This is a genomic window from Bacillus sp. EB01 (assembly GCF_000613125.1).
In the GTDB taxonomy this organism is placed as follows: domain Bacteria; phylum Bacillota; class Bacilli; order Bacillales; family Cytobacillaceae; genus Bacillus_D.
In genome coordinates, this window is record NZ_HG964497.1 from 3,879,916 (window position 1) to 3,903,381 (window position 23,466).

At 42.4% G+C, this 23,466-nt stretch carries 23 protein-coding genes and 1 riboswitch; of the genes, 8 read left to right on the top strand and 15 right to left on the bottom strand.

Annotated elements, in window-relative coordinates; all coding sequences use genetic code 11:
• Positions 1-6: 6 nt before the first annotated feature.
• Together TY16_RS18100 and TY16_RS18105 are read right to left on the bottom strand one after the other, a co-directional pair.
• Positions 7-1,278 (bottom strand): MFS transporter, encoded by a 1,272-nt coding sequence (locus TY16_RS18100; protein ID WP_043933216.1) that lies wholly within the window; start codon positions 1,276-1,278, stop codon positions 7-9.
• A 115-nt stretch (positions 1,279-1,393) separates the two neighbouring features.
• Entirely contained in the window at positions 1,394-2,701 is a 1,308-nt protein-coding gene (locus TY16_RS18105) for an alkaline phosphatase family protein (protein WP_043933217.1), read from the bottom strand.
• A gap of 250 nt (positions 2,702-2,951) precedes the next feature.
• Between TY16_RS18105 and TY16_RS18110 the strand changes: the two genes are divergently transcribed.
• Positions 2,952-3,788, top strand: coding sequence for an STAS domain-containing protein (locus tag TY16_RS18110; RefSeq protein WP_043933218.1), 837 nt, complete (start codon positions 2,952-2,954; stop codon positions 3,786-3,788).
• Between the two features lie 529 nt (positions 3,789-4,317).
• On the opposite strand, the gene TY16_RS18120 is transcribed toward TY16_RS18110, so the two are convergent.
• The gene (locus tag TY16_RS18120; protein WP_043933220.1) at positions 4,318-4,692 is read right to left on the bottom strand and encodes a nucleotide excision repair endonuclease; all 375 of its coding nucleotides are present in this window, start codon (positions 4,690-4,692) and stop codon (positions 4,318-4,320) included.
• Positions 4,693-4,988: 296 nt separating this feature from the next.
• On the opposite strand from TY16_RS18120, the gene TY16_RS18125 reads away from it, so the two are divergent.
• Both TY16_RS18125 and TY16_RS18130 read left to right on the top strand, forming a co-directional pair.
• Positions 4,989-5,576: a hypothetical protein gene (locus tag TY16_RS18125; protein ID WP_043933221.1), complete on the top strand. Its 588-nt coding sequence runs from the start codon at positions 4,989-4,991 to the stop codon at positions 5,574-5,576.
• A 116-nt stretch (positions 5,577-5,692) separates the two neighbouring features.
• On the top strand, positions 5,693-6,151 hold the full coding sequence (locus TY16_RS18130) for an NUDIX hydrolase (RefSeq protein ID WP_043933222.1): 459 nt from the start codon (positions 5,693-5,695) through the stop codon (positions 6,149-6,151).
• 465 nt (positions 6,152-6,616) lie between these two features.
• Here TY16_RS18130 and thiW read toward each other — a convergent pair whose 3' ends face one another.
• From thiW to TY16_RS18155, 5 genes are read right to left on the bottom strand one after another with little or no spacing between them, the layout of a single operon-like run.
• Complete coding sequence (gene thiW, locus TY16_RS18135) at positions 6,617-7,108, bottom strand: energy coupling factor transporter S component ThiW (RefSeq protein WP_043933223.1); 492 nt, start codon at positions 7,106-7,108, stop codon at positions 6,617-6,619.
• Positions 7,105-7,776, bottom strand: coding sequence for a thiamine phosphate synthase (gene thiE, locus TY16_RS18140; RefSeq protein WP_043933224.1), 672 nt, complete (start codon positions 7,774-7,776; stop codon positions 7,105-7,107). The genes thiW and thiE overlap by 4 nt, the downstream gene beginning before the upstream one ends.
• A 6-nt stretch (positions 7,777-7,782) precedes the next feature.
• Positions 7,783-8,592 (bottom strand): bifunctional hydroxymethylpyrimidine kinase/phosphomethylpyrimidine kinase, encoded by an 810-nt coding sequence (gene thiD, locus TY16_RS18145; protein WP_043933225.1) that lies wholly within the window; start codon positions 8,590-8,592, stop codon positions 7,783-7,785.
• Entirely contained in the window at positions 8,589-9,413 is an 825-nt protein-coding gene (gene thiM, locus TY16_RS18150) for a hydroxyethylthiazole kinase (protein ID WP_043933226.1), read from the bottom strand. Before thiM ends, thiD begins: the two co-directional genes overlap by 4 nt.
• A 13-nt stretch (positions 9,414-9,426) precedes the next feature.
• Entirely contained in the window at positions 9,427-10,188 is a 762-nt protein-coding gene (locus TY16_RS18155) for a 3-oxoacyl-ACP reductase (protein ID WP_043933227.1), read from the bottom strand.
• A 118-nt stretch (positions 10,189-10,306) separates the two neighbouring features.
• Positions 10,307-10,416: riboswitch (TPP riboswitch) on the bottom strand.
• A 243-nt stretch (positions 10,417-10,659) separates the two neighbouring features.
• Here TY16_RS18155 and TY16_RS27330 point away from each other — a divergent pair.
• The 3 genes from TY16_RS27330 to TY16_RS25360 all read left to right on the top strand — a co-directional run bounded on the left by TY16_RS27330 (position 10,660) and on the right by TY16_RS25360 (position 12,255).
• On the top strand, positions 10,660-10,749 hold the full coding sequence (locus TY16_RS27330) for a putative holin-like toxin (protein ID WP_442853229.1): 90 nt from the start codon (positions 10,660-10,662) through the stop codon (positions 10,747-10,749).
• Between the two features lie 445 nt (positions 10,750-11,194).
• Positions 11,195-11,284 (top strand): putative holin-like toxin, encoded by a 90-nt coding sequence (locus TY16_RS27335; RefSeq protein WP_442853230.1) that lies wholly within the window; start codon positions 11,195-11,197, stop codon positions 11,282-11,284.
• A 443-nt stretch (positions 11,285-11,727) separates the two neighbouring features.
• Positions 11,728-12,255, top strand: coding sequence for a DUF2268 domain-containing putative Zn-dependent protease (locus TY16_RS25360; RefSeq protein ID WP_052342788.1), 528 nt, complete (start codon positions 11,728-11,730; stop codon positions 12,253-12,255).
• Positions 12,256-12,899: 644 nt separating this feature from the next.
• Here TY16_RS25360 and TY16_RS18170 read toward each other — a convergent pair.
• The 3 genes from TY16_RS18170 to TY16_RS18180 form a co-directional block, all read right to left on the bottom strand.
• Complete coding sequence (locus tag TY16_RS18170) at positions 12,900-13,148, bottom strand: hypothetical protein (protein WP_043933229.1); 249 nt, start codon at positions 13,146-13,148, stop codon at positions 12,900-12,902.
• 103 nt (positions 13,149-13,251) lie between these two features.
• Complete coding sequence (locus TY16_RS18175; protein ID WP_043933230.1) at positions 13,252-14,079, bottom strand: sulfurtransferase; 828 nt, start codon at positions 14,077-14,079, stop codon at positions 13,252-13,254.
• Between the two features lie 23 nt (positions 14,080-14,102).
• Positions 14,103-14,918, bottom strand: coding sequence for a cobalamin-binding protein (locus TY16_RS18180; protein WP_043933231.1), 816 nt, complete (start codon positions 14,916-14,918; stop codon positions 14,103-14,105).
• A 103-nt stretch (positions 14,919-15,021) separates the two neighbouring features.
• Here TY16_RS18180 and TY16_RS18185 point away from each other — a divergent pair, with 103 nt between their 5' ends.
• The gene (locus TY16_RS18185; protein ID WP_197028422.1) at positions 15,022-15,510 is read left to right on the top strand and encodes a hypothetical protein; all 489 of its coding nucleotides are present in this window, start codon (positions 15,022-15,024) and stop codon (positions 15,508-15,510) included.
• A 49-nt stretch (positions 15,511-15,559) separates the two neighbouring features.
• Here TY16_RS18185 and TY16_RS18190 read toward each other — a convergent pair whose 3' ends face one another.
• The 4 genes from TY16_RS18190 to TY16_RS18205 form a co-directional block, all read right to left on the bottom strand.
• Positions 15,560-17,152 (bottom strand): long-chain-fatty-acid--CoA ligase, encoded by a 1,593-nt coding sequence (locus TY16_RS18190; protein ID WP_043933232.1) that lies wholly within the window; start codon positions 17,150-17,152, stop codon positions 15,560-15,562.
• Between the two features lie 548 nt (positions 17,153-17,700).
• Entirely contained in the window at positions 17,701-18,888 is a 1,188-nt protein-coding gene (alr, locus tag TY16_RS18195) for an alanine racemase (protein ID WP_043933233.1), read from the bottom strand.
• A gap of 72 nt (positions 18,889-18,960) precedes the next feature.
• Complete coding sequence (gene ald, locus TY16_RS18200) at positions 18,961-20,091, bottom strand: alanine dehydrogenase (RefSeq protein ID WP_043933234.1); 1,131 nt, start codon at positions 20,089-20,091, stop codon at positions 18,961-18,963.
• 365 nt (positions 20,092-20,456) lie between these two features.
• Positions 20,457-21,692, bottom strand: coding sequence for a PucR family transcriptional regulator (locus TY16_RS18205; RefSeq protein ID WP_043933235.1), 1,236 nt, complete (start codon positions 21,690-21,692; stop codon positions 20,457-20,459).
• Positions 21,693-21,977: 285 nt separating this feature from the next.
• Here TY16_RS18205 and TY16_RS18210 point away from each other — a divergent pair, with 285 nt between their 5' ends.
• Positions 21,978-23,399, top strand: coding sequence for an amino acid permease (locus TY16_RS18210; protein WP_043933236.1), 1,422 nt, complete (start codon positions 21,978-21,980; stop codon positions 23,397-23,399).
• The last annotated feature ends 67 nt before the right edge of the window (positions 23,400-23,466 follow it).

The following is a 23,466-nucleotide window of genomic DNA, read 5'->3' on the forward strand; positions in this document are numbered from 1 at the left end:
CGTTTTTTATGCAATTCGAGAAGCGTGGCCTTCCACTTTTGGCTCAGGTACAAACGCAAGGATAATGATTCCGATAATGAACAGGATGACAAGGCTGAAAACACCCATACTTGAGTTTCCAGTTAACTGCGCTGTCGCACCGACCAGCAGAGGCCCCATAATTGAAGCGAATTTGCCGAAGATGTTATAGAATCCAAAAAACTCGTTGGCATTCGCTTTCGGGACGAGCTTAGCAAAATACGAACGGCTAAGCGCCTGGATACCGCCCTGGGAAGTAGCGACCAGCATCGCAAGAATCCAGAAGTCGGCTGCTGTCTCGAGGAAATACGCATAGATACAAACAATTATATAAACACTGATACCAACATAAAGCATTTTTTTGCCCGTATATTTGGCTGACAGCTTTCCGAACAGGATGGCGAACGGCCAGGCCACAACCTGAGTCACAAAAAGGACAATCAATAGGGTAGTGGAGTTCAAGCCAAGATCGGTGCCATAGGCGGTTGACATTGTGATGATTGTTCCGACGCCATCAATGTAAAAGAAATAAGCTAATAGAAATAAGAATAATGCCCTGTACTTGCGAATTTCTTTGAAAGTCTTGCCAAGGCGTTTGAAGCTGTTTAAAATAATTTGCGGTTCCCGCTCAATATAATGTTTTTGGTGCACATTCTTAAACATTGGAATCGCCCAAAGGCCCCACCATAGAGCTGTAATCAGGAAGGCAATTTTACTTGCGACATTCACGGAAATAGGCAGGATGCCTTGCTGGGCAGTTATGATAACCGCAATCGAGATAATGAATGGAATCGTCGACCCAATATAACCCATCCCATATCCGCGTGCCGATACTTGATCGAGCCGTTCGTCGGATGTAACATCGACAATGAAAGCATCGTAAAATACATTAGTCCCCGTTGAACCGAGCACCGCGAGTGTATAGCAGACAAGCAATGCCAGCCAGTTATCACCCGGTACAAATGCCAGGGCAGCTGTTGCGGTGATGCCCAGGGTGAAAAAAATCGTAAAGAATTTCTTTTTCAGGCCTTTGTAGTCGGCAATTGTCCCGAGAATAGGGCCTATCATCGCAAGGATTAACGTGGCAATCGCAATCGTGTAACCAAGATAGGCCGTGGAATCCGCATCAGCGACTCCCGCACTTTTTGCAGACGCCTTGTAAAAAAGGGGAAACACGGCTGTCGAAATGATAATCGAGTAGGCCGAGCTGGCCCAGTCATAGCGGATCCAGCTGCTTTCTTCTTTAGTAAAACCTTTCATGAACGTACCCCCCTTATATTTGGTTTTCTTTGCTTTCATGTAGATGATGATTTAACCGAAGAGTTTTTGATATATATGTGCTGTTTTTATAACAATGATTTTCACAGCACCACACTCAACCCATTAATAGTTCCTCGATGACCCGGCCATCGGTGTCTCCGAGACTAACACCGAGCAGCCTCGCCAGGGTAGGACCTTCATCAACTAGCCTCATGGCTGGTATTTCGACGCCAGGGCGTATTCCTTTCCCGGCTGCAAAAAACACTGTTTTATAATCTTCCTTAGTTGGCGAATAGCCGTGGCACGAAAAGGTGTAATTTTTCTCACGGGCAGTTTCCTCTGTCACATCTTCAATAAAATTTCCTTCAATCGCCTCCTCAAAATAAAAACCTCGTTCCGCCTCAAGCATATAGACCGCTTTGCCATCTGCGCCTCTCGAGGCAGCTTCATCGCCTGTTATCACAGCTTCAATTCCATTGCTGCCTTCTATTAATAGGCGTTCGAGAAGGCTAGCGACAATTTTTTTTGTTTCCTCATCGCTCTCATTTTTTAAATAGACATAGGCAGAGCCGTCACAGCTATTGCAAAAAGCCTTCCATTCAGTAACTTTGCCGCTCGCACTCAGCTTGATCAGCCCGTGTTCCCTAAATAATACGTTGAGCTTAATTACTTTAGACTCGTCAAGCTGGCTGTGATCTCCAAGAAGAACGACCGTCGATTTGTCTTCGAGCCCCGCTTCCTTAATAGCTGTTAGAATCCTGCCTAGACGCTCATCATGGCGGTGAAGCGCGGCATGGGCTTGCTCTGAAGAGAATCCATGGTAATGCCGCATGGAGTCGAGGTCAACCAAATGAGTGAGCATCAATCCTGGCTTTTTTGTTAAAATGGTATGTACGGTTGATTCAAGGACGAAATCATCCAGGTAGGGCTGGCTGATTCCTCTGCGCAGGTTTCCAAACTTGCTGTTCAGTTCAAGCTGATAAAGCGGTGTGCCATTCATGAGCGACACTGGTATCTGATGCTTAAAGCGCCTGTTTGCAAATATTTCTGGAAGGTTATAGTCGATATTTGCCCTGGCAGTCACAGGCCACAGCAGGGCAGCAGTCAACATTCCGGCTTTTTTTGCTTCATCGTAAAGAGTCGTTCCCTGAATATGATGGCGGTGCCAATACCAGTCGGGAGAAGGACGGCCGGGCTGGACGAGTTTATTATTTACAATTCGGTGTTTGTTAGGGAAATTTCCGGTCACAATAGTTGTATGACACGGATAAGTCACTGACGGATAAATCGTTTCAACTCCTTTGCAAAAGGAACTTTTTTCAATAAAAGCTCTAAAGTTTGGAAGCTCCATTAAAAAAGGAACATCAAGTGTGGCGAGGCAATCAAAAGAAATGACAAATAAATGATCAGTAAGTCGAGCCATAAATGCCTCCAATTTAGATAGTACTATGTTAATAATAAAAAATATTAGGAAAAATAGAAAGGAAAATCCTTCTAGCTGTAGGAAAAAGGATAAAAAACATGTTTAGACTAAACGAAAGAAGGGTAGAGATAAGTTGGGTTAAAAAGGAAGGGTTAATTATTTTTCTGAGGAAAGTATCAGTGTTATACTTTTAACACTATATGTAAGTTAGGAACTAACTTGAAATAAATAAAAAGGGGAAAGAGATAAAATGGAATCTACCGTAAATTTAGGGTTGCAGATTTCCGAGTACGTTACGGAGAACCGTGAAGATTTTAAACAAGAATTACTCTCGGAGGCCGTGGGTGTTGCATCCAAAATCCACGAGATTCTTCAAAAAGGGAATATTGATCTGTTAAAGAATGCCGAACTGCTTGCAAGTTATGTTTTAGAAGAAAAGGAAGAGGAACTAATCCGTTTTGCCGAGCAGGAAGGGCAAATTTGGGCTGAACATGCGCTGACCCTTGCTTTTAAACTTGAATGGATTCAGGCGGTTCGCCGTACTTTATGGAAATTTATCTACCAATTCGACCAACATAATGACAGCCTGGTGAAAAAAGAAGATTTCTTTGGTCTGGAGAAACGAATTAACGATAAAATAGACCAATTCCTCAACAATTTCTTTTTAAGCTATTCAACCTTCAAGGACGAGCTTTTAAACACGCAGCGCAAGCTTGTCGAGCACTTATCCGTTCCAATCATTCCAGTTAGTCCCACTGTATCAGTCCTTCCACTTATTGGCTTGATTGATTCGTATCGGATGCAGACAATAGAGGAAAAGGTGTTAATAGAAATTGCCAACCAGAAAGTCCAAACGTTGATCCTGGATCTGTCAGGTATCGCAACTATGGAAATGGATGTCATCGACCACTTACAGAAAGTATTGAATGGTATAAATATGATGGGCTGCAAAGGTGTTATAACAGGTCTTCGCCCAGACTTGGTCAGAAAAATGATTCATTTTGGCATTACATTTATCGACAAAGCCGAAACAAAAGGCACCTTACAAGAAACACTCAAAAAATACCTCTCCATCGAAACTTTTTAAATTTATAAAAATAAAACTAACAGTCCAATTCGCCTGCGAATTGGGCTTTTCTGCATACCTTAGAATTAGAGTGTTTATGGTATAATTTAGAAATAAGATTTGCGCACTTTTTCGGGCTTATGGAACACGGTTTTGATTTTATGCGCACTTTTCAGGTTTTATGTGACACTTCCAAAAATTTATGTAACACAATATTAGATTTATCAAGAGATGCCGCTATCCATGTCTACCTAAAAATATTATCCGAGTGAACGAATGGGGAGGAGACTGATGATTTATCAAGACTTTAATTCGGTGCTGTATTCCTTAATTTTCTGGTGGTTCTGTCTGTTTGTTTTTCAAAGGCTAACAAACCGTTATCCGAAACAAAATACTTGGAAACGAGATAGTATACTAACTTTTTTTCAAAGCATACTTGTACTAGTCTTGCTGCCAGTGTTAGGCCTTATTCTGCGGACACTATAGCCTCCATAGCTGAAAAAAACAACGAAAAACGCCCAGATTTAAATCTGAGCGTTACATCACAGGTTTATTTGTAGAAAACTTTATCAACATTATACTTTGCCTTCAGTGTGTTGATGGCATAAGTTTCATAAATTTCGCGCTCCATTGGGTCATCAATGACAAGGACTGCAATCTTTTTTACGTCGTCACGATGATTCTTGATTGGCGAAACGGTATCCTCGAAATGGCGCTTAACGCGCGGGCGCAGCTTTCTAGCCTTGCCGACGAACATCAAGTCATCATTTGCATCGTAAAACAGAATGATGCCGCCTTTATCGCGTGGAATCCGGTTATAATCGGTAAACCCATATTTACTGCTAATCACTGCTTCAACTGGCTCCCCTAACTGGCTTTTTCGAGTCAGGACCACATCAGGTGATGGAAGATCAATTTTTATCATTACAATCACTCGCTTTCTTTACTTCACTTACTTTACCATAGCCTGGACAATAATCCAATCAAACCCCGCAAAGATTATTTTTGCCAAAAAAACAGAAAATATCAGCTAGATAGTGCATCCAATCTGCATTGGCAATAGGCAGTAGTTACAGTACTTTAACCGTACCCATCTCAACCGAAGCAGAGAGTTTTTTTAAGAAAAAGCTAAATCCCTTCATATCTAGAAGTTTGTAAATCCCACTATTAATGGTATAACCAAGTAAAGACAAACAAAACTATGTTTCGGAGGAAGCGTATATGCTTAAATACAAATTTGAAGAATTTTTAAAAGAGAATGAAGCCCAGGCGTTGTTTAAGGAAGAAAAGGAATTTGCCGAAAAACATGCTATGGTTCAGGCAGGATTGATAGCTGAACGGGATGCGCGGGACCGGTTCATGAATGCGTATATTGAACGAAGTAACAAGGAAACCGAACAGCTGATTGCCGAAGCAGGGCCAGAGCTGCTTGAACAGCCACTCACCTATCTACAGGAAAACAAAAATGAATTTCTTTACATGGAGTCGGAATGGTTTGAACTTATTGGCGTCGATGCGGTCTCACTTGAGATGGACGACCTCTTTGGCCACTACTCTGCACTGGTTGGACTTAAGCTTCAGAAAAAATACGGCGAACAGTTAAGGAAAGTACTGGAAGAAGAATTTGGTTTTGACAAGCTTGATTATGGATTAATGTTTGATGCAAACGAGGGCATATGGAATTTCAATTTCTCCGTTAACAAGCTCAAGGATTTTTTTGAAAATATGACGATCGGTGAAGCATTTAGCCGGATATATCGCTTTCTGTTCCAGCTGATTGATAAAGCAGAAAATGGTAAAATAGGATAGAAGAAGGGAAGCAGCGTACAATCGCTGCTTTTTCTGTGCTGTCTAGCTCCACAAGGGAGACAGGCGGTTTTGCCTGTCGCGAAGGCGCTTGCGGTTTTATGAAAGGGGGAGAGGCAATGAGAATTTTTGGGGAAAAGATTGAAGGGGAAGAATATTTGGAGAGGCCCGCAGTATATGGCCTGATGTTCAACAGTACAAAAGCTAAAATCGGACTAGTGGAATGCGGGGGGAAGTACTTCCTGCCGGGGGGAGGGCTGGAAGGGAGCGAAACCCATGAGGAATGCCTGAAAAGGGAGAACCTGGAGGATCTCGGGATCCAGAGCGAAATTGGCCCATTTATTGGCCGAGCACAGCGTTACTTCGTTTCAACTTTGGATGAAACCTATTATCTTAGTGATGGCTATTTTTACTTATGCGAAGCCGGTGAAAAGGTACAAATGCCAACAGAGGAAGACCATAACCTCGTCTGGATGAAGCCGGAAGAGGCTATCAACTCTCTTTTCCATGAACATCAAAGCTGGGCAGTGAGTGAAGCACTGAAACTGGTATCACCCGCTATAAAGGTAAAAAAATAAGGGTACTGCTAGGAAAAAAGCCGAAACCTCACTTACTCGTAATACGGGTTTACCTCCTTTTAAATTTGATGTCATGTCCTTAATCGTTAACCAGCAAAAGTAAATAAGCGGAGATTTTCCGGTTTGAGTGAGGATGGAGCTTTGATTGGGTGTAAATAAGCGGACATTTTCCGTCTTTGCAAAGCAAAAGCCCTCATTTACATACGGTCTTGAATCAATAGGCGGAATCTCTCCGTCTATGCAAGATATTTTTAATGCTTTAATTAATTAAGCGGAATCCTTCCGTCTAATTATCAGCTCGGTACTTAACCTAATCCACCAATAAAGTAATTAATAGAAAACTGTAAAAAACCTTGATAAATAAGAGAAAAGACGTATGCCGAGTCATACGTCTTTTCTTGTGAATATTAATAAGAAACCACCCGAAAACGGAACCATTGCTTATTCATGAGTTCAAAACCTACATTATAATTTCAGTTCTGTCACTTTAGTGCGTCCAATTACCTTTAGGACGCCAAAGCCCATTGCCGCGCCAACAAAGGAGCTTGTTACAAATGCCGGAATGAAGCCGAACAGGGTGGCTTCCTGGCCAATGACTAATAAGGCGATAGGATAGGAGGCAAACGCGCCCAGAATTCCGGTTCCAATCACTTCACCTGTAAATGCCATTCCAAAACTCTTGGATTTTTTATAAAAATAAGCTGCGAACAAGGCGCCTAGTATGCTGCCAGGGAATGCGAACACTGATCCAGTTCCCATCAGGTTCCTTAAAAGGGACACGCCAAACGCCTGGGCGACCGCGTAAAAGGGTCCTAGCAAAACGGCAGACAATACATTCATAACATGCTGAATAGGAAAAGCTTTGACCACGCCGAGCGGGATGTAGAAAAGGTGGCTGGTCAATGTTCCAATTGCAATAAACATCGCGGTCAGCGTGAGCTTTTGTGTAGGTTTCATAGAATAATCCCTCCTTCCACAGTGACTTCCTGTTTAAGTTGGCGCGCGGCATCAATCGTATTTTCATCCAGGCTGATTGCGGTAATCACTGATACTCCGTCTGCGCCAGCTTCGATGACCGAGGCAGCATTGCTGGTTGTAATTCCGCCAATTCCAACTATCGGAATATCATAACCCTTTTTCCGCAGCTCTTTAATCAAGGAAGTTCCTCGTGCTGATTTTGCGTCTTCCTTTGTTGTAGTTGAAAAAATGGGGCCAATTCCTACATAATCGGCACCTGCCTGGATAGCAAGCTGGACTTCCTTTTCGCTGTGAGCGGAAACACCCAGCAGCTTATCACCGATCCTTTTCCTAACTTCCTCAGCACATCCGTCATCCTGGCCAATATGGACACCGTCCGCATTAATTGCAAGCGCAAGATCAACATCATCATTTACGATAAACGGAACATTATATTGTTTGCATATATTGAAAAGCCGCCTTGCCAGATTTGTTCTATCCTCACCTTTAAGGGCATTCGTTCCTTTTTCACGGAACTGGAACAGTGTGATGCCGCCTTTAATCGCTTCTTCAAGAACCTCTTCTAGCTGTTTCAGGCAATTATTGCTTCCAGCTATAAAATAAACCTTAAGTAACTCTTTCATCTTTATTGGTTCGATTCTTGTCATTTTAGCTTACCGCCTTTCCGCAAGAATAGTTTGGTTGTAGGCCCAATGGTTAGTCGGCCCGTGGCCAGTGCCAATATCTATCGGATGTTCAATAGCTGCCTGGATAAACCGCTTAGCGTGAGAAACAGCGTCAAAAACCGTACTACCTTTAGCCAGTTCCGCCGCTATTGCCGCAGAAAAGGTACAACCGGTACCGTGAGTGTTCTTTGTTTGTATTCGCTCACTAGCAAAATATAAAAATTCCTTTCCATCAAAAAGGATATCAATAGACTGACTGGTATTTTCATCGTGGCCGCCTTTAATGACCACATTTTGCACGCCTAAGGAATAGAGTTGTTTAGCTGCTTTCTTTTTATCTTCATCGGTTGTAATGCTCAACCCCGTCAGCACCTCGGCTTCAGGAATATTTGGTGTTACAACTTTTGCTAGCGGCAATAAGTCTTTTTTCATAGCGGTGACAGCTTCCTGCTGGAGCAAAGAGGCTCCGCCTTTTGCAATCATAACCGGGTCGACGACGACATTTTTCCAGTTATAGACTGCAATATTTCTCGACACCGCTTCAATGATTTCGGCATTGAACAGCATCCCGGTCTTAAGTGCGTCGGTTCCGATATCATTCCCAATCGAACGGATTTGTTCAACGACAGTGTCCACTGACATTGGATAAACAGCCTGGACCCCAAGAGTGTTCTGTGCAGTAACAGCTGTAAGTACAGACATGCCATACACTCCAAGCTCCTGAAATGTTTTTATATCAGCCTGAATACCGGCACCGCCGCCGCTATCTGAACCGGCTATCGTTAACACCTTTTTCATGGTTGCAATTCCTCCTTGAAAAATTGATACGAGCCTCGTTTTTCAATATCAGTGCTGTTTATCTTATAAAGCTGGTTTAAGAATTCAGATTGAAAACTGCCTGGCCCATGTACTCCGGCTTTTTCTGCAGCAATTTCTGCTGCAACACCATAGGTAATTACTGCAGCCGCGGCAGCTTTAATGCTATTTTTTTCAATAGCTGAAAACGCCCCAATTACAGATGTAAGCAAGCATCCTGCGCCGGTCACCCTAGTTAGCAGGGGATGGCCGTTATGGATCACATAGGTTGACTTGCCGTCCGTAATAACATCTTCTTTACCGGTAATCACAATAACAGTCTCTAACTGACGCGCGGCGAGGACTGCAAGTTCCCGAATACCTCTGTCAGAATCGGCGGCATCGACACCTTTAATTTCCCACGGCTCCCCGATCAGGTTGGCAACTTCGGCAGCATTTCCTCGAATGATTGAAAGGCGGAGCTGACTTGCCAGCTGCCTTGCGGTTTCTGTCCGATAAGGAGTTGCCCCGGCCCCAACAGGGTCAAGGATGACGGGGACACCATGTTCATTGGCTGAGCTTCCGGCTATTACCATTGCATCGACTACAGACGGAGTCAGTGTGCCAATATTCAAAACCAGGCTGCCGGCTATTCTTGCCATATCGGCAACCTCTTCCGCCGCATAGGCCATGACAGGGGATGCACCGAGTGCCAGCAGTCCATTTGCGGTAAAATTAGCGACAACCACATTGGTTATGTTGTGAACAAGCGGGTTTGTTTGGCGAACCTTATCTACCAATGTAGTAATTTCAGTATTTTTCATGTTAATAACCTCCTTAAGACATTACGAGTCCGCCATCGGCCATGATGTTCTGGCCGGTAACAGCTCTTGACCATGGTGAAGCAAAAAACAGCACACTATCTGCCATTTCCGCTGGCGTTGTAACCTTTTTCAATGGGGTGGAGGCTTTGATAAGGTCAAAGACTTCGTCAGAGGTTGCCGCACTTGCATCAGTGGTCTGCAATAATCCTCCTGATACCATGTTAACGGTTATCCCATATTGGCCAAGATCTGCGGCCATTGATCGGGTAAACCCAAGCAGAGCTGCTTTGCTCGTATTGTAGTCGTGGTAGGGGACGACTGGATTCTGGACAAGATTGGTTCCAATGTTGATGATTCGCCCAAATTGAATTTCCTTCATTCGGGGCAATCCTGCCTGAACAGTATTTAGAGCGCCGCGAATTGCGCCTTCCAACTGCTGATGATAATCCTCCCACGCAACTTTAAAGGCATCTTTGTTTTTGACAGGGTCAAACTTAAACGAGACAAGAGCATTGTTAATAATGGTGGTAATTGGTGTATCGAAATGATTTTTTGCTTTTTCGAACATGGCGATGACCTGGTCGGCATTTCGGACGTCTGCCCGGATGGCAATAGCCAGGTCTCCGAGTTCCCTTTCAAGAGTAACTGCATGCTCTTCACTGTTGAAGTAGTTAATGACAACTTTTGCTCCTTTGCGTGCAAAAGATCTTGCAATTTCCCGGCCGAGCCCGCGGCTTGCACCCGTAACAAGAACAATTTGGTCTTTGATTTCCATTAAAATTCCCCCTTAATAATGTAATTGCATGAGGGAGACTTTCGGAACTATAGGAGGAAGAAACAAAAATGGCCAGATCCGTGAAACGGACCTGGCCAAATAGCTAAAGTAAGCGGAAACTGCTTCTCCTCTACTTTCCTACGCTGGTATGATCCAGATCAGGTCCGAAGGGTTAAAAAACTTTGCGTTTTTCTCTCAGCCCATAACAGGGCACCCCTAGTAGTCATCAAATATGCAATTATTATAATAGTAAAACGATTCAGGGAATAAGTAAAGAAATTAGGATTGGGGGTGGGGAAATATAGATTTTTCATTACTTCTTAGTGGTTCAATTGTTTTTAACAATAACGAAGTTGGGAAAATTATAAATGGGAATATATGTCCGTATTATTATACACGAGATGGTATAATAGAAGGACAATAGGATAGGTTTGTCCAAGGGTGGCCGGTATACTCCATACGAAAGGGGTGATGCCGGTGACAGTATACGAATCACTGACGCTAATGATTACATTCGCGGGATTCGTTGTCACAATACTGTCTTTTACAAATAAAAAATAATCCACCCTTAAGTGCAAGCCCGGGTGGATTAAGCGCCTCAATGCCGGCCCCTTCTGGGAACCGCCTATTGTAGACCGAACATGGTACCAGCATGTTCGGTCTTTTTTATATACGTCTAAACAGAAATCATTATACCATATTTTAAAGAATTTCAAACTTCTAATAACCTGACCAGTTAGATTCTTTCTTTATGTACTTATCCTATTTTTAAAAATTAAAACATTTCGTGTTCCTGTGTATTATGCTGTAGGAGGAGAGGATCAATTGGGCAGTAAATAAATTTCATGTTTACTAGATTGGAAAAAAATAAAAAGGAATTTCCCAATCTTCACTTCTAAAAATACGAATACACGTTCGAGTTTTTGAAAGAAAAATGGTATAATAGAAAGACAATAGAATAGGTTTTTCTCAAGGGTGGCCGGTTTACTCCGATTTGAAAGGGGGGATGCCGGTGACAGTATTCGAATCGTTAACGCTGATGATCACGTTCGCAGGTCTTGTAGTCGCGATTCTGTCTTCTTCACAAAAAAAATAATCCACCCTTGAGTTAACGGCTCCAGGTGGATTATCTTCCAACGCCGGCCCCTTAGTGGGAACCGTCTATTGAAACCGGCCCATGTTCCCAGCATGGTCCGGTTTTTAGTATATGATGTGTTGGAATAATTATACCATATTTAGCCGAAAAGAAAACGAATTAGACTGCCTCCAAATGGGATTAATCCAATAGCTAATATCAGGCAAAGAGTTGCTGCTTTCTTGCTCTGCAGCATCGCGCGTTCATCATTTTGGTGCAAGTATTGGAAGAAAGAGAGCGTAAAGTAAAACAAAGACCAAGGATTAGCAATGAAATAGCTAATAACAACAGGGGGCCATACAGCAGCATTTTAATCATCTCTTAAAATCATACTAATTTAATTTGGAATTTTTTGCTATACTAGGATTAAGAATTTTTTCAATTTTTTGAAAGGGGGCTATAGAATGCTTGAGACTAAACAAATTACTCCTATTGATCTTGTATCGAACCGTAATCATCTGGAAGAATTTTTGCGGGAAGAATTTGCTGGGCATGTATCCGAAAGAACTTGGATGACTGAATGGGACCAACTTGCCCAACGGTTTCAGATGTTTAAATTCTTGGAACTAACTGAATCTGAACTAATTAGTATGGAATGGAATACTGCTGAGATAGAACAGATAGTTAAAGAAACATTTCAAATCGTTTCTCGCTATCTACCCTTCGATGAAATGCGTATCATGATTGTACCAGCCTTGCCTTTCTCTTATTTTGAAAATCAGCCTTTATCTCTTTGGTCAAATGCTTTTACAAATGGTCCCGGCAACATAATTGTAGCAATCCCGCCACAACCAGATATCGAATTTTTACAATACCTGCTTGCTCATGAAATGCATCACGCGTGCCCTGAAAATCCTATATACAAAATATCCTTAAGCAGCTTTACATTAGAACACTGGTTCAGGATGGAAGGGACAGCGGAATTAGTTTAGCTTATCATTATATAAAGACAAGCGATGGTGGAAAGATAACCTTCCAAAAGAAAGAGAAATTTGGTATTGGAATGAATGTAAGGATCATCTTCAATCGGCGGACGATATGATAAAGGGGCCGCTTTGCTATGGAAGCCGTAAAAGAGGAATTCCGGTATTTGCAGGCTATCTTTTCGCCTTAAGCCTCGTTTCAAACTATGTCTCAACTAACCCAACGAAAGATATAAGAGAGCTGTTTAAGCTAGAATCTGCTAAATTAATTGAATGCTATAAAAGAGAAGTGTTGAAAGATAATAAACATGCTGGAGGAAAATAACAGGAAGCTCTTATTACGAAACAAAGGTGATGTTAAATGAAAAGTAATCCTAAACTTGGACTGTTCGTATCGTTATTTGTATTAGTCGGATTACCAGTTATTTTTCTTATACCTTCTTTACTTACTGGAGAGTGGAAGTATTTAGTATACAGTATTATTCCTTCGTTTTCGGCTGGGCTCACTGGTCTTATGGTAAGTATCCGACAGTTAAAAAATGAGCAACTAAATCAATAGGAGTTGTTGCTCTAAGCGATCATTATTTATGAAAGCTTCTCTACTTGTTAAACAAGTCCAAAAAAAGAACCTTTCATCTAAATGAAAGGAAAATTTATATCAAAATATAATCCACTAAAATTCCTACTGAAATTAAGACAATGCCAATTGAGTAATGGACTTTGATGTCATTAATTTTTGTCTTCTCTAAAAGAAGATAAAGAGCACCCACTAGTCCAAGGAAAAAAGCACTTCTTATGAGGTAAGTTGAGTTAACTAGAAAGAATTCCGGGTACTTCTGGACAAGGCCAGAAAGAGTACCCAGGGTCAATAAAAATAAAGGAATCCGCAGCTTCCACACCATTCTTATCACTCCTCTGAAATTTTTTCCAAGTGTTTCCTTATTTATTGCAGGAGTGAATTAAAAATACCAGGGTTTTTTTAAGAAGAAATATTTTGTTTTAATCTCATTCTATTTCATTGTCCTCATAAGAAATCCAGTCACTGAAGCTGCCAAGATATAGCTTTACATTCTCAAAACCTGCTTCTTTCAATGTCAGGAAATTCGGGGCAGCGGTTACCCCGGATCCACAGTAAACGACGATTTCGTTTTGTCTATTTAGGTCAGAAAATCTTGCAGATTGCTGAGCAGCCGGCTTGAAACGGCCCTTCTCAAGACCATCCATCCACTGCTTGTTAACTGCACCAGGGATGTGGCCTTTCTTTTTATCGATCGGTTCTTCAATTCCCAGGTATCGTTTTTCCTCACGTGAATCAATTAGGACTGCACCGGGATTTCTTCCTGAAGCAATTTTACGTACTTCTTCAACATCAGCTAGCAGTTCACGTTGAATGTTTTTTGTGAAATTGCCTTTTTCAAATACTTGGACTTCAGTTGTTGTAGGGTAATTAGCTACAAGCCACTCTTTGTAACCGCCGTTTAGTACATAGACTTTCTCGTGGCCGAGATAGGTGAGCATCCACCAAAACCTTGATGCAAACGCACCTTCTCCATTGTCATACGCCACAATCACTCTATTTTCATCGATACCACCTTCTTCAAGTTTTCCAATTAAGACATTCAGGTCAGGAAGCGGATGCCTCCCGCCGTGTGTTCGTACCTCACCGGACAGATCTTTTTCCAGATCAAAATAAACTGCTCCCGGTATGTGGCCCTTTTCGTATTCCTGCTGTCCTTTAATTGGATTACCTAGCGCAAACCGGCAATCGACAATTCGTACATTTTCGTCTTTCATTTTTTCTAGCAGCCATTCTTTTTCAATAATATAGTTCATTTAATTCTCCTCCTATAAGTCCATCAACTTAGCAGCAAGTCAGTGCCTTCCTTGTATTCTGGAAAAATCTCGGGGTGAAGGATATGAGCGATTTGAGCGAGACCGTTCAGTAAAAGGGGAGAGGGGCGGCAAAATAATGGCTCATCAAGGATATAAAGCTGATTGTTTTGCATGGCCTGCATCTCGTCCCAGCCGGGGCGCTTCTTAATGACCTTTGGATTCACTTTCTTTTTATGTACACCTACCCAAACAACGCCAATGACGTCAGGGTTTCGCTGTTTGACATCGTCCCAATCAGTTTGGACACTAGCTTCATAGTGGTTCTCAAATACATTCCTTCCGCCAGCGAGCCTGCTCATTTCAGTCAGCCAATTCGAGCCGCCAGGAGTGAAGACCGGCTTTGCCCACCATTCCCAGTAAACCGTTTTCGGGACAGTTACTCTCTTACTTAGCAAATCATAGTGTTCCAAAATACGGTTGAACTTTTCATGCACGCGAGTTGCTTTTTCTAGTGTACCGGTAACCTTTCCGACAAACAAAAGACAATCGCCAACTTCCTTAAGTGTCTTTGGGTTAGGAACGATTACATATGGCAGGTTATGCTTTTCCAATTCTTCAATATTCCGTTCCATTCCAGGGACAGATAAGGAGGCCAGCACCAAATCGGGATTTAAAGCTGCAGCCATTTGCATATCAATGTTCAAATCAGGCCCTAGCCTTGGAAGGGTACTAACTTCGGCTGGCCAGTCGGAAAAATCATCAACAGCAATCAAGGATGACGACAACCCTAAATAGGCAACAAGTTCGGTATTGCTAGGACAAAGTGAGATTAGTTTCAAAGAATCATCCCTCCCTAATTTAAAAATACACGTAAAAGACCGTGTGTTTTAATTCTATTTTTGGATACATTAAAAACAGACCAAACTGCTTGAGGTGAAGATTGTGCGAAAAATAACCAGGCGCCACCTTGCATTTAACGTATCGATTATACTTTTTCCCTGGCTGACATTGCTGTTTATTGGTAAGCGAAGCTTCAAACGTTACTGGTTTAGCGGCGTATTCATTATTTTTTTTGAACTATTAAACCATATTTATGGACACAGGAGAAATTGGTGGAAATTCTATGATGGACGAAAATCGTTTTTTAAGGACGAATTGCCATTTACTGTCGGGCTATATATGCCACTTTCAATGTGGATCCTAAAATTTTCGTATGGGAATTTTAAAAAATTTGTGGTGATGAATGTGGTTGCCGACGGGCTTTTTGCTTTCGTTTTTATCAAAATCCTCAAGAAACTGAAAATCATCGGCCTGAATAAATTAACCCATCTCCAGTTTTTTGTTTACCTGCATTATAAAGCATATCTTTTGTATGGGGTGCAATATTTGTTTGAAAAACTGAAGGGGAATCGTACAGATTCTTCTTATTAAAAGAAATACCCCAGCCGAAAAGCGCTGGGGAACACTTCAGTGAATCTCCTCAATTCACAAAACGGCCTGTTTTGCCATGCTTCTCCCAATACTCGTTCCGTAAATGAACCTTCTGTATTTTACCGGATGCTGTTTTCGGAAGTTCCTCGACGAAGGTAATCCCGGTTACTGCCTTGAAATGGGCTAATTTTTCCCGTGAAAAAGCGATAAGTTCTGCATCTGTGACCAGTTGTCCATCCCTGACGACAACAAATGCGTGTGGTGTCTCACCCCATTTTTCATGAGGGACGGCAACGACAGCCGCTTCCAGGACTGCAGGGTGCTCATACAACACCCCTTCAACTTCAATCGAAGAGATATTTTCACCGCCGCTTATGATGATATCCTTTTTTCTGTCGACTATTTCAATATAGCCGTATTCGTCAATGGTCCCCATATCGCCTGTATGGAGCCAGCCATTGCGAATCGTTTCCATTGTTGCTTCGTTATTTTTCCAATAGCCCAGCATTACACCATGACTTCTTGTAACAATCTCGCCAATCTCCTTGCCATTGCGGGCTACATCATCACCATGCTCATTTACGACCCGGACATCGCAGCCTATCATTGGGTAACCGGCTTTAGCCTTAATACGCGTTTTATCATCGGAGGTTAGGTGGCTATGCTGGGAACGGATTGTCGAAACCAAGCTTAACGGTGTTGATTCCGTCATTCCATAGACCTGGATGAATTCCCAGCCAAGCTCTTTTTCAACCCGGGTAACGAATGCCGGAGGAGGGGCAGAGCCAGCGATGACCACTCGGACCGGCTGCTCAATTTTCAACTGATGTTTCTCGTTGTATTGCAGCAAGGAATTCAGGACGGTTGGTGCCATATGTAAAACTGTTACTTTGTGGTCTTGTATGGCATTGAAAATCGATTCTGGTGTTGCATTTTTCAAGCAAATATGGGTTGAGCCGTTGGCTGTATAATAAAATGGCGATCCCCAGCCGTTAACATGGAACATTGGCAGGACATGTAAGTAAACATCCTCGTCACGGACACGTAAATGATGCATCGTGCTCAAAGCATGCAAATAGTTGTTTCGGTGGGTGAGCATGACGCCTTTTGGGTTTCCAGTAGTCCCGCTCGTGTATAACAAGCTGCACACATCGTTTTCATCGAGTTCTTCACGGTCAAAGGTTGTGTTTGGAAAACTTCCGAGCCAGCTATTGTAATCGGTTTCATTTGTTTCAGCGGATTTATAGTGAACAATGATGTGTTCGACTGTGGCTAAGCGCTGCTTGATCGGATGAATGAGGTGGTACAAATCCTCATCAACAAGGAGAACCTTTGATTCACTATGATTTAAAATGAACAAATAATCTTCCGGCTTCAAGCGGATATTGAGTGGAACCATCACTGCGCCAAGCTGGAACACACCATAAAAGCCTTCAAGCATCTCAACGGTGTTCGGCGCGAGGTAGGCAACCCTGTTTTCCTTTTTGACACCTAGCGACCTTAATCCATGTGACAGCTGATTGACCCTGCCAAGCAGTTCCTTGTATGTAAACACCCGATCATCACAAAACACAGCTTGTTTGTCACCATATAAATTCGCCGCCCGATCTAAAAATTCATTCAAAACTAAAGGTACATTCATCCCATTGCCTCCTTTTTAATTTGAATTTTCTGACAGACCAATTTTAACATATTCTTATAAAAATGAGCAGTAAGATGGTGGAAGAAAGGAATTTCAATCATTTTATAGAATAGAAAACTATCAATATTTTGAATTCCATTATTGGAATTAGATGCGGAGTTATTTTTATAGCAATGACTATAAAAGCCATAGCAAATACTAACTACTTTTGTAACTAGAATATAGTAGGGGCCTGGCCCAGGTGAACTTCGTAATAGTATTGACTAATAAGACGGCTAGTGAAAAGAGAATATTTAAATAGTAATTACTATTCAATACCGTAGTAGTAACTGACTAGATTCCTCTTGATAAGGTAGTGAGGGTCAGACCCGGGCCATATGGTATATAGTCATAACTATCAAAATCGGACTAGGAAGGGTAACCATTTTTACCCTAGCTATGTTTATTCCAATAAGATTTATTATGCCGCCGCTACGCAAAGTCGGTCAGTAAGGATGATTATGAAATTTCAAAATTAAAAACCCCGCCAAAGCAGTAGCGGGGATTTTCTATACATATTCGAGTAAAGAGGAACCAAGCGAGCCCTTGGACGAGTTTCTACTCGATTCTAGATAAACTCTCGGCACCCGCTTGCCAACCAGGCAAACAACCTCATAATTTATTGTACTCATTAGGCGGGCGATTTCGTCAATTTCTTGAAATGCATTGCCGTTTTGGCCAAAAATGACTGCCTCATCGTCAAATTGACATGAGGGGATATCAGTTACGTCAATCATGGTCTGATCCATGCAAACCCGGCCTACAATTGGAGCCTTTTGTCCCTTAACAAGGAATTGGCCGCGGTTTGAGAGCAGCCTTGAAAGGCCGTCAGCATACCCGATCGGCAGGGTGGCAATGACGCTTTCCTTCGGTGGTAAAAATGTACACCCATAGCTGATCGGCTGGTTGGCAGGGACAATTTTAAGAGAGGCGATTTTCGTTTTCAGCGTCATAGCCTGTTTTAGCGTTACAATACGCTTTTTCAATGATGCATCTGGATACAAACCATACAATCCAATGCCGACGCGGACCATATCAAGATGCATGGAAGGGAAAGACATTGTTGCGGCAGTGTTGCAGCAATGCTTGAAAGGAATGTCGATTTTGTGCTTTTCCAAAAATGAAACCACCATTTGGAATTGTGAAAACTGTTTAGCCGTATAAGAAGGGTCTTCGCTGTCCGCATTTGCGAAATGGGTGAAGATTCCCTTTAAGAGTACATTGTCTCCAGACTCGCACATTTTTGCCAACGCCAAGGCTTCCTCTTTCGTTTGGACACCAATTCTGGTCATTCCAGTGTCGATTTTTAGATGAACCGCAACACTTCTTTTCATTTCCCTCGATTGATTGATAATTTCTTGTAGGGTTTCCTCTGAAAAAACCGTCAGCTCTATATTTGCCAAAATAGCTTTTTTCACAGAGCGGGCAGGGGTATGCCCTAATACGAGGATGGGCTCATTTATACCAGCTTGTCTAAGTTCAAGCGCCTCATCAAGAAGGGCGACTGCCAGATATTCCGCACCAGCCAGCAATGCCGCCTTTGCGACTCGGACAGAACCGTGGCCGTACCCATCAGCTTTTACGACCGCCATTAACTTCACGTTTTCCCCAATGTGCTTTTTAAATTGTTCTGTATTGTATGTTATGGCCTCTAATGAAATTTCTGCCCATGTATCCCGATAGCTCTGCTGAATCACGCTGATCCCCCCAGTTCAACTTAGATGGGAAATCCCTCAAGAAAAATACCTTGAGGGATGTATTAGCTATTATTATCTTGCAACTGCAATTTTGCCAAAAGCATCGTCTACGGATACATAGTTATATTGCAGGTCGCGTGCAACTGCTTCGTACGTTACTTCACCGTTAGCCACGTTGACTCCGAGCTTCAGTGCCGGATTTTCAGAGATGGCTTTTTCAATGCCTTTGTTGGCAATTTGAAGCGCATAAGGAACCGTTACATTTGTCAAAGCCATGGTAGACGTTCTTGGTACGGCACCAGGCATATTCGCAACAGAGTAATGAACAACTCCGTGCTTGATGTAAGTAGGGTTGTCATGAGTTGTTACATGATCAATCGTTTCAACGCTTCCACCTTGGTCAATGGCTACGTCCACAATGACCGAACCTGGCTTCATGGATTTGACCATTTCTTCTGTTACGAGCTTTGGTGCCTTTGCACCTGGAATCAGGACAGCACCGATGACAAGATCTGCTTCCTTTACAGCCTGGGCGATGTTGTAAGGATTGGACATCAATGTCTTGATGTTGTTTCCGAAAATATCATCCAAATAGCGGAGACGGTCAGCGCTCAAGTCTATGATGGTAACCTCTGCGCCGAGGCCAATTGCCATTTTGGCTGCATTTGTGCCGACGATCCCACCGCCGACGATTGTAACTTTGCCTCGGCTTACCCCAGGTACTCCCGAGAGAAGGATGCCTTGTCCGCCATTGACTTTTTGTAAATACTGAGCGCCGATTTGCGCAGACATCCGTCCAGCTACCTCACTCATTGGCGTAAGAAGTGGGAGCGTGCGATTTACGGAAACCGTTTCATACGCGATAGCCGTTACGCCGGCCTCTTTAAGTGCCTTGGCAAGGAATGGCTCAGCAGCAAGGTGAAGGTAGGTAAACAGGATTAATCCCTTACCGAAGTAGTTGTATTCACTTTCAAGTGGTTCCTTAACTTTCATAACCATTTCAGCCTGCCATACCTTTTCAGCTGTTTCAATTATTTCTGCACCGGCCTGGATATAATCTTCATCCGTAAAGCCGCTTCCAACGCCGGCCTCTTTTTCAATCAGCACCTTGTGGCCTGCTTGGACAAGTGTAAGAACCCCTGCTGGAGTGAGGGCTACACGGTTTTCGTTGTTTTTAATTTCTTTCGGTACACCAATAATCATTCGGAAATCCTCCTTGAAAAATGGGTTTGTGTTTCTTTATCCTTAGAATAATCCATGGAAAAGGAAATTTACATTGTTCAAAGAAGAGAAAGTAAGCGCTTTCTTTTGTGTGGATTTCACAAATCGTTCAGTAATTCACAAATAAACAAAAGCGCAAGCGCCTTGGTCATCGCCGTACAAACTGGAAGGACTTTGACTGAGATAAAGGAATCACGAAGAGCGTAAGCGATTCGATGATGACTTATCGTAGGGAGGAGGCTTGAAGTTTGCTAGGCGATAGGTGCTGGAGCTAGATGTAGACACACTTTATATAAAAGTTATCCACAGTCGCGAAATTTATAACTTCCTGATAAACGACGAGAAAGTCAGTGATTGAATTTTTCCAGCTTAATATCAACAAATAAACTCACCTTCTGATTTGGGTCTTTCAAATTAATGTCTCCTATTTCAGAAATTCGCTTTAAGCGGTAATTCAGCGTGTTGATATGGACATTGAGGGCCTTGGCCGTATCCTGTATATTGCAATCTTTATTCAGATACGTCTCCAAGGTTTCAATCAGGTCGGTATGGTTCTTTCTGTCATAGTCTTGCAATTGTTTAAGAGCAGAGTTCCCAAGCTCTCCCTTTGTTGATTTTTCCAAAAGGATGTCTAGGTGTTTAAAAATTCCCAAGCTTTGATAGCTGTATATTTCCCTAGTTTCGGCCGGAAATTTTCGTTTAATAGCTAAAACCTTTTGTGCCTCTACATACGCCTTTTCGATGTGTAAAAAATCGCTGTATATACCGCTAAATCCTTGTACGAGTGAGGGAACATCATATCTGTCCATCATCTTGTAAATAAACTGCTCACTGAAAATAGTCAATGTTTCAACCGGATTTACATTACGGTCAAGAGAAATGAGCATCACCAATTGCTGCTGGTCAAAGGTATAAAGGAGAACGGCTGGTTTTTGAATCGTCCGCAATTGATACGAAACCTGCTTTTCAGTTTCATTTTTTATGTCACTTAAAAAATTAAACACCATAATCGAATAGGAAGGAGGGGGTGTAATTTTTAGCGACTGGAATTGCAGGTGGATTTCCTCGTTTGAATGGTAATGGCCTGTTAGCAGCTTCCAAAAAAATTCGTGAGATTGTTCGTCCGTTTTGTGTTTTCGTGCATGAACTTGAATTAATTTATTTTTTGTCGCTTCAGCTGCCCGTTTGAGCAGACCCATTCCTTCTTCGCCAAGCGTTTTTTCAACCTCTAGTGCCCAAATAAACCCCAGCAGCTCATCATTTTTCCAAACCGAAATAGCAACCCTGTCGCCAAGTCCAATTTCACTAACGGTTTTTATCCGTACTGGTTCCCTGGTTTTCAAAAGCTGTGGAATCACACCATTTTTCCACAATGAATTGATGACCTTTTCTGGAACTCGGCGGCCCATTATCGTTGCAACCCGGGCAGGGTCTGTTCTGTCATCATGAGTACTATAGGCAAGCAGACGGTGGTTTGCGTCCTCGATTGTAATCGGGCAGTGCAGAACTTCACTAATCCTATCCGCTATTTCATCAAGACTATCAAAACTTTCGGTAAAAGGATCTTGTTTACTTGCAGCCATACGTTACACCTTTTTCTATGATATGATTTTTATATAGTGTTTATCGTAATTACACAATACACAAAGAGTCGATTTGTGTATATACCACAAATGTGATTTTGTCTTAAAATTATGAGAATTGTCAACAATTTGACACTTTTAAGAATAAAATGGTAATGTAAGCGCTATCAAAAAATTGTATAATAAATTTCAACTGCTAGGTTTACTAGAATAATAGTTTGGGTTAAATGTATGTAGTTGGGAACAAGTGGGGGACAGGGAAAATTAAAACGTGGGGGTAGATGTATGCAGAAAACTAAGCAACCAAATCAGCTTCAAAGAGGGCTGGAAGAACGGCACATTACGCTTATGTCACTTGGTGCAGCAATCGGGGTTGGCCTTTTCCTCGGTTCGGCTTCGGCTATCAAGCTCGCCGGACCTGGCATTATTATTGCTTATGCGTTTGCCGGTATGATCATTTTCTTTATCATGCGGGCGCTAGGGGAAATGGCAATTGAAAAACCGGTGGCCGGATCATTCAGCCAATATGCGCGAGATTATTTAGGTCAATTACCAGGTTTTTTGACTGGCTGGAACTATTGGCTGCTATGGATTGTTACGTGTATGGCAGAGATAACCGCGGCAGGAATTTACATGGAGTACTGGTTTCCTGATGTCCCTCGTTGGATTTGGGCGCTTCTTGCACTGGGAATCATGGTCGCTGTAAACTTTTTGGCAGTTAAGGCCTTTGGAGAACTTGAATTTTGGTTTGCGGCTATTAAGATCGTGACAATTATTTTTATGATTGTTAGTGGACTTGGCATCATCATTTTCGGAATTGGAAACGGAGGCATTGCAACAGGTATCAGTAATCTTTGGGAAAATGGCGGTTTATTTCCAAACGGTCTGACTGGTGTTCTCCTTTCCCTTCAAATGGTTATGTTTGCGTTTCTAGGAGTTGAAATGATTGGCATTACCGCTGGGGAAGTCAAAAATCCGAAGAAAACATTAAGAAGGGCAATCGACACAGTCTTTTGGCGAATTCTCCTGTTTTATGTCGGGACCATGATTGTCATGATGTCGATTTACCCATGGCAGGAAATCGGTGTAAAAGGCAGCCCGTTCGTATTGGTGTTTGACCAGCTGGGCATTCCGGCAGCCGCGGGAATTATAAATTTTGTCGTTTTGACCGCAGCGCTATCTTCCTGTAACGGGGGAATATTCAGTACAGCAAGGATGCTTTTCAACCTCGCAGAAAACGGCGATGCACCAAAGAAACTTGGGATGGTGAATAAAAATGGCGTTCCAAGCAAAGCAGTTATGCTTACAGGGAGCGTGTTATTGTTCGGTGTTGTCCTAAATTATTTGGTGCCGGAAAAAATCTTTATATGGTTAACTGCTGTTTCTACCTTTGGTGCAATCTGGACATGGTCTATGATCCTGCTATCACAAATCAAGTACCGTAGAACTTTGTCTAAGAAGCATGCTTCATCACTTACATATAAAATGCCGCTATTCCCGTTCACTTCCTACTTTTCGCTCGCTTTCCTGGCAATGGTAATTGGAATGATGGCATATTCGCCAGATACAAGAATAGCGGTTATTGTCGGACCGTTATTCCTGGCAACCTTAGTAGCCTTCTATTATGGCAAGGGCTATCATAAGAAAAATCAGATAGCTAATCAACAATCCACAGTAGATTTAGAAAGACCTATAAAAGAAGCTTAAATGTAGACAGGTTCCTTACCCTATGGGAGGAACCTGTTTTTTTGCTGCGGAAGTCAAAGTTATGAAG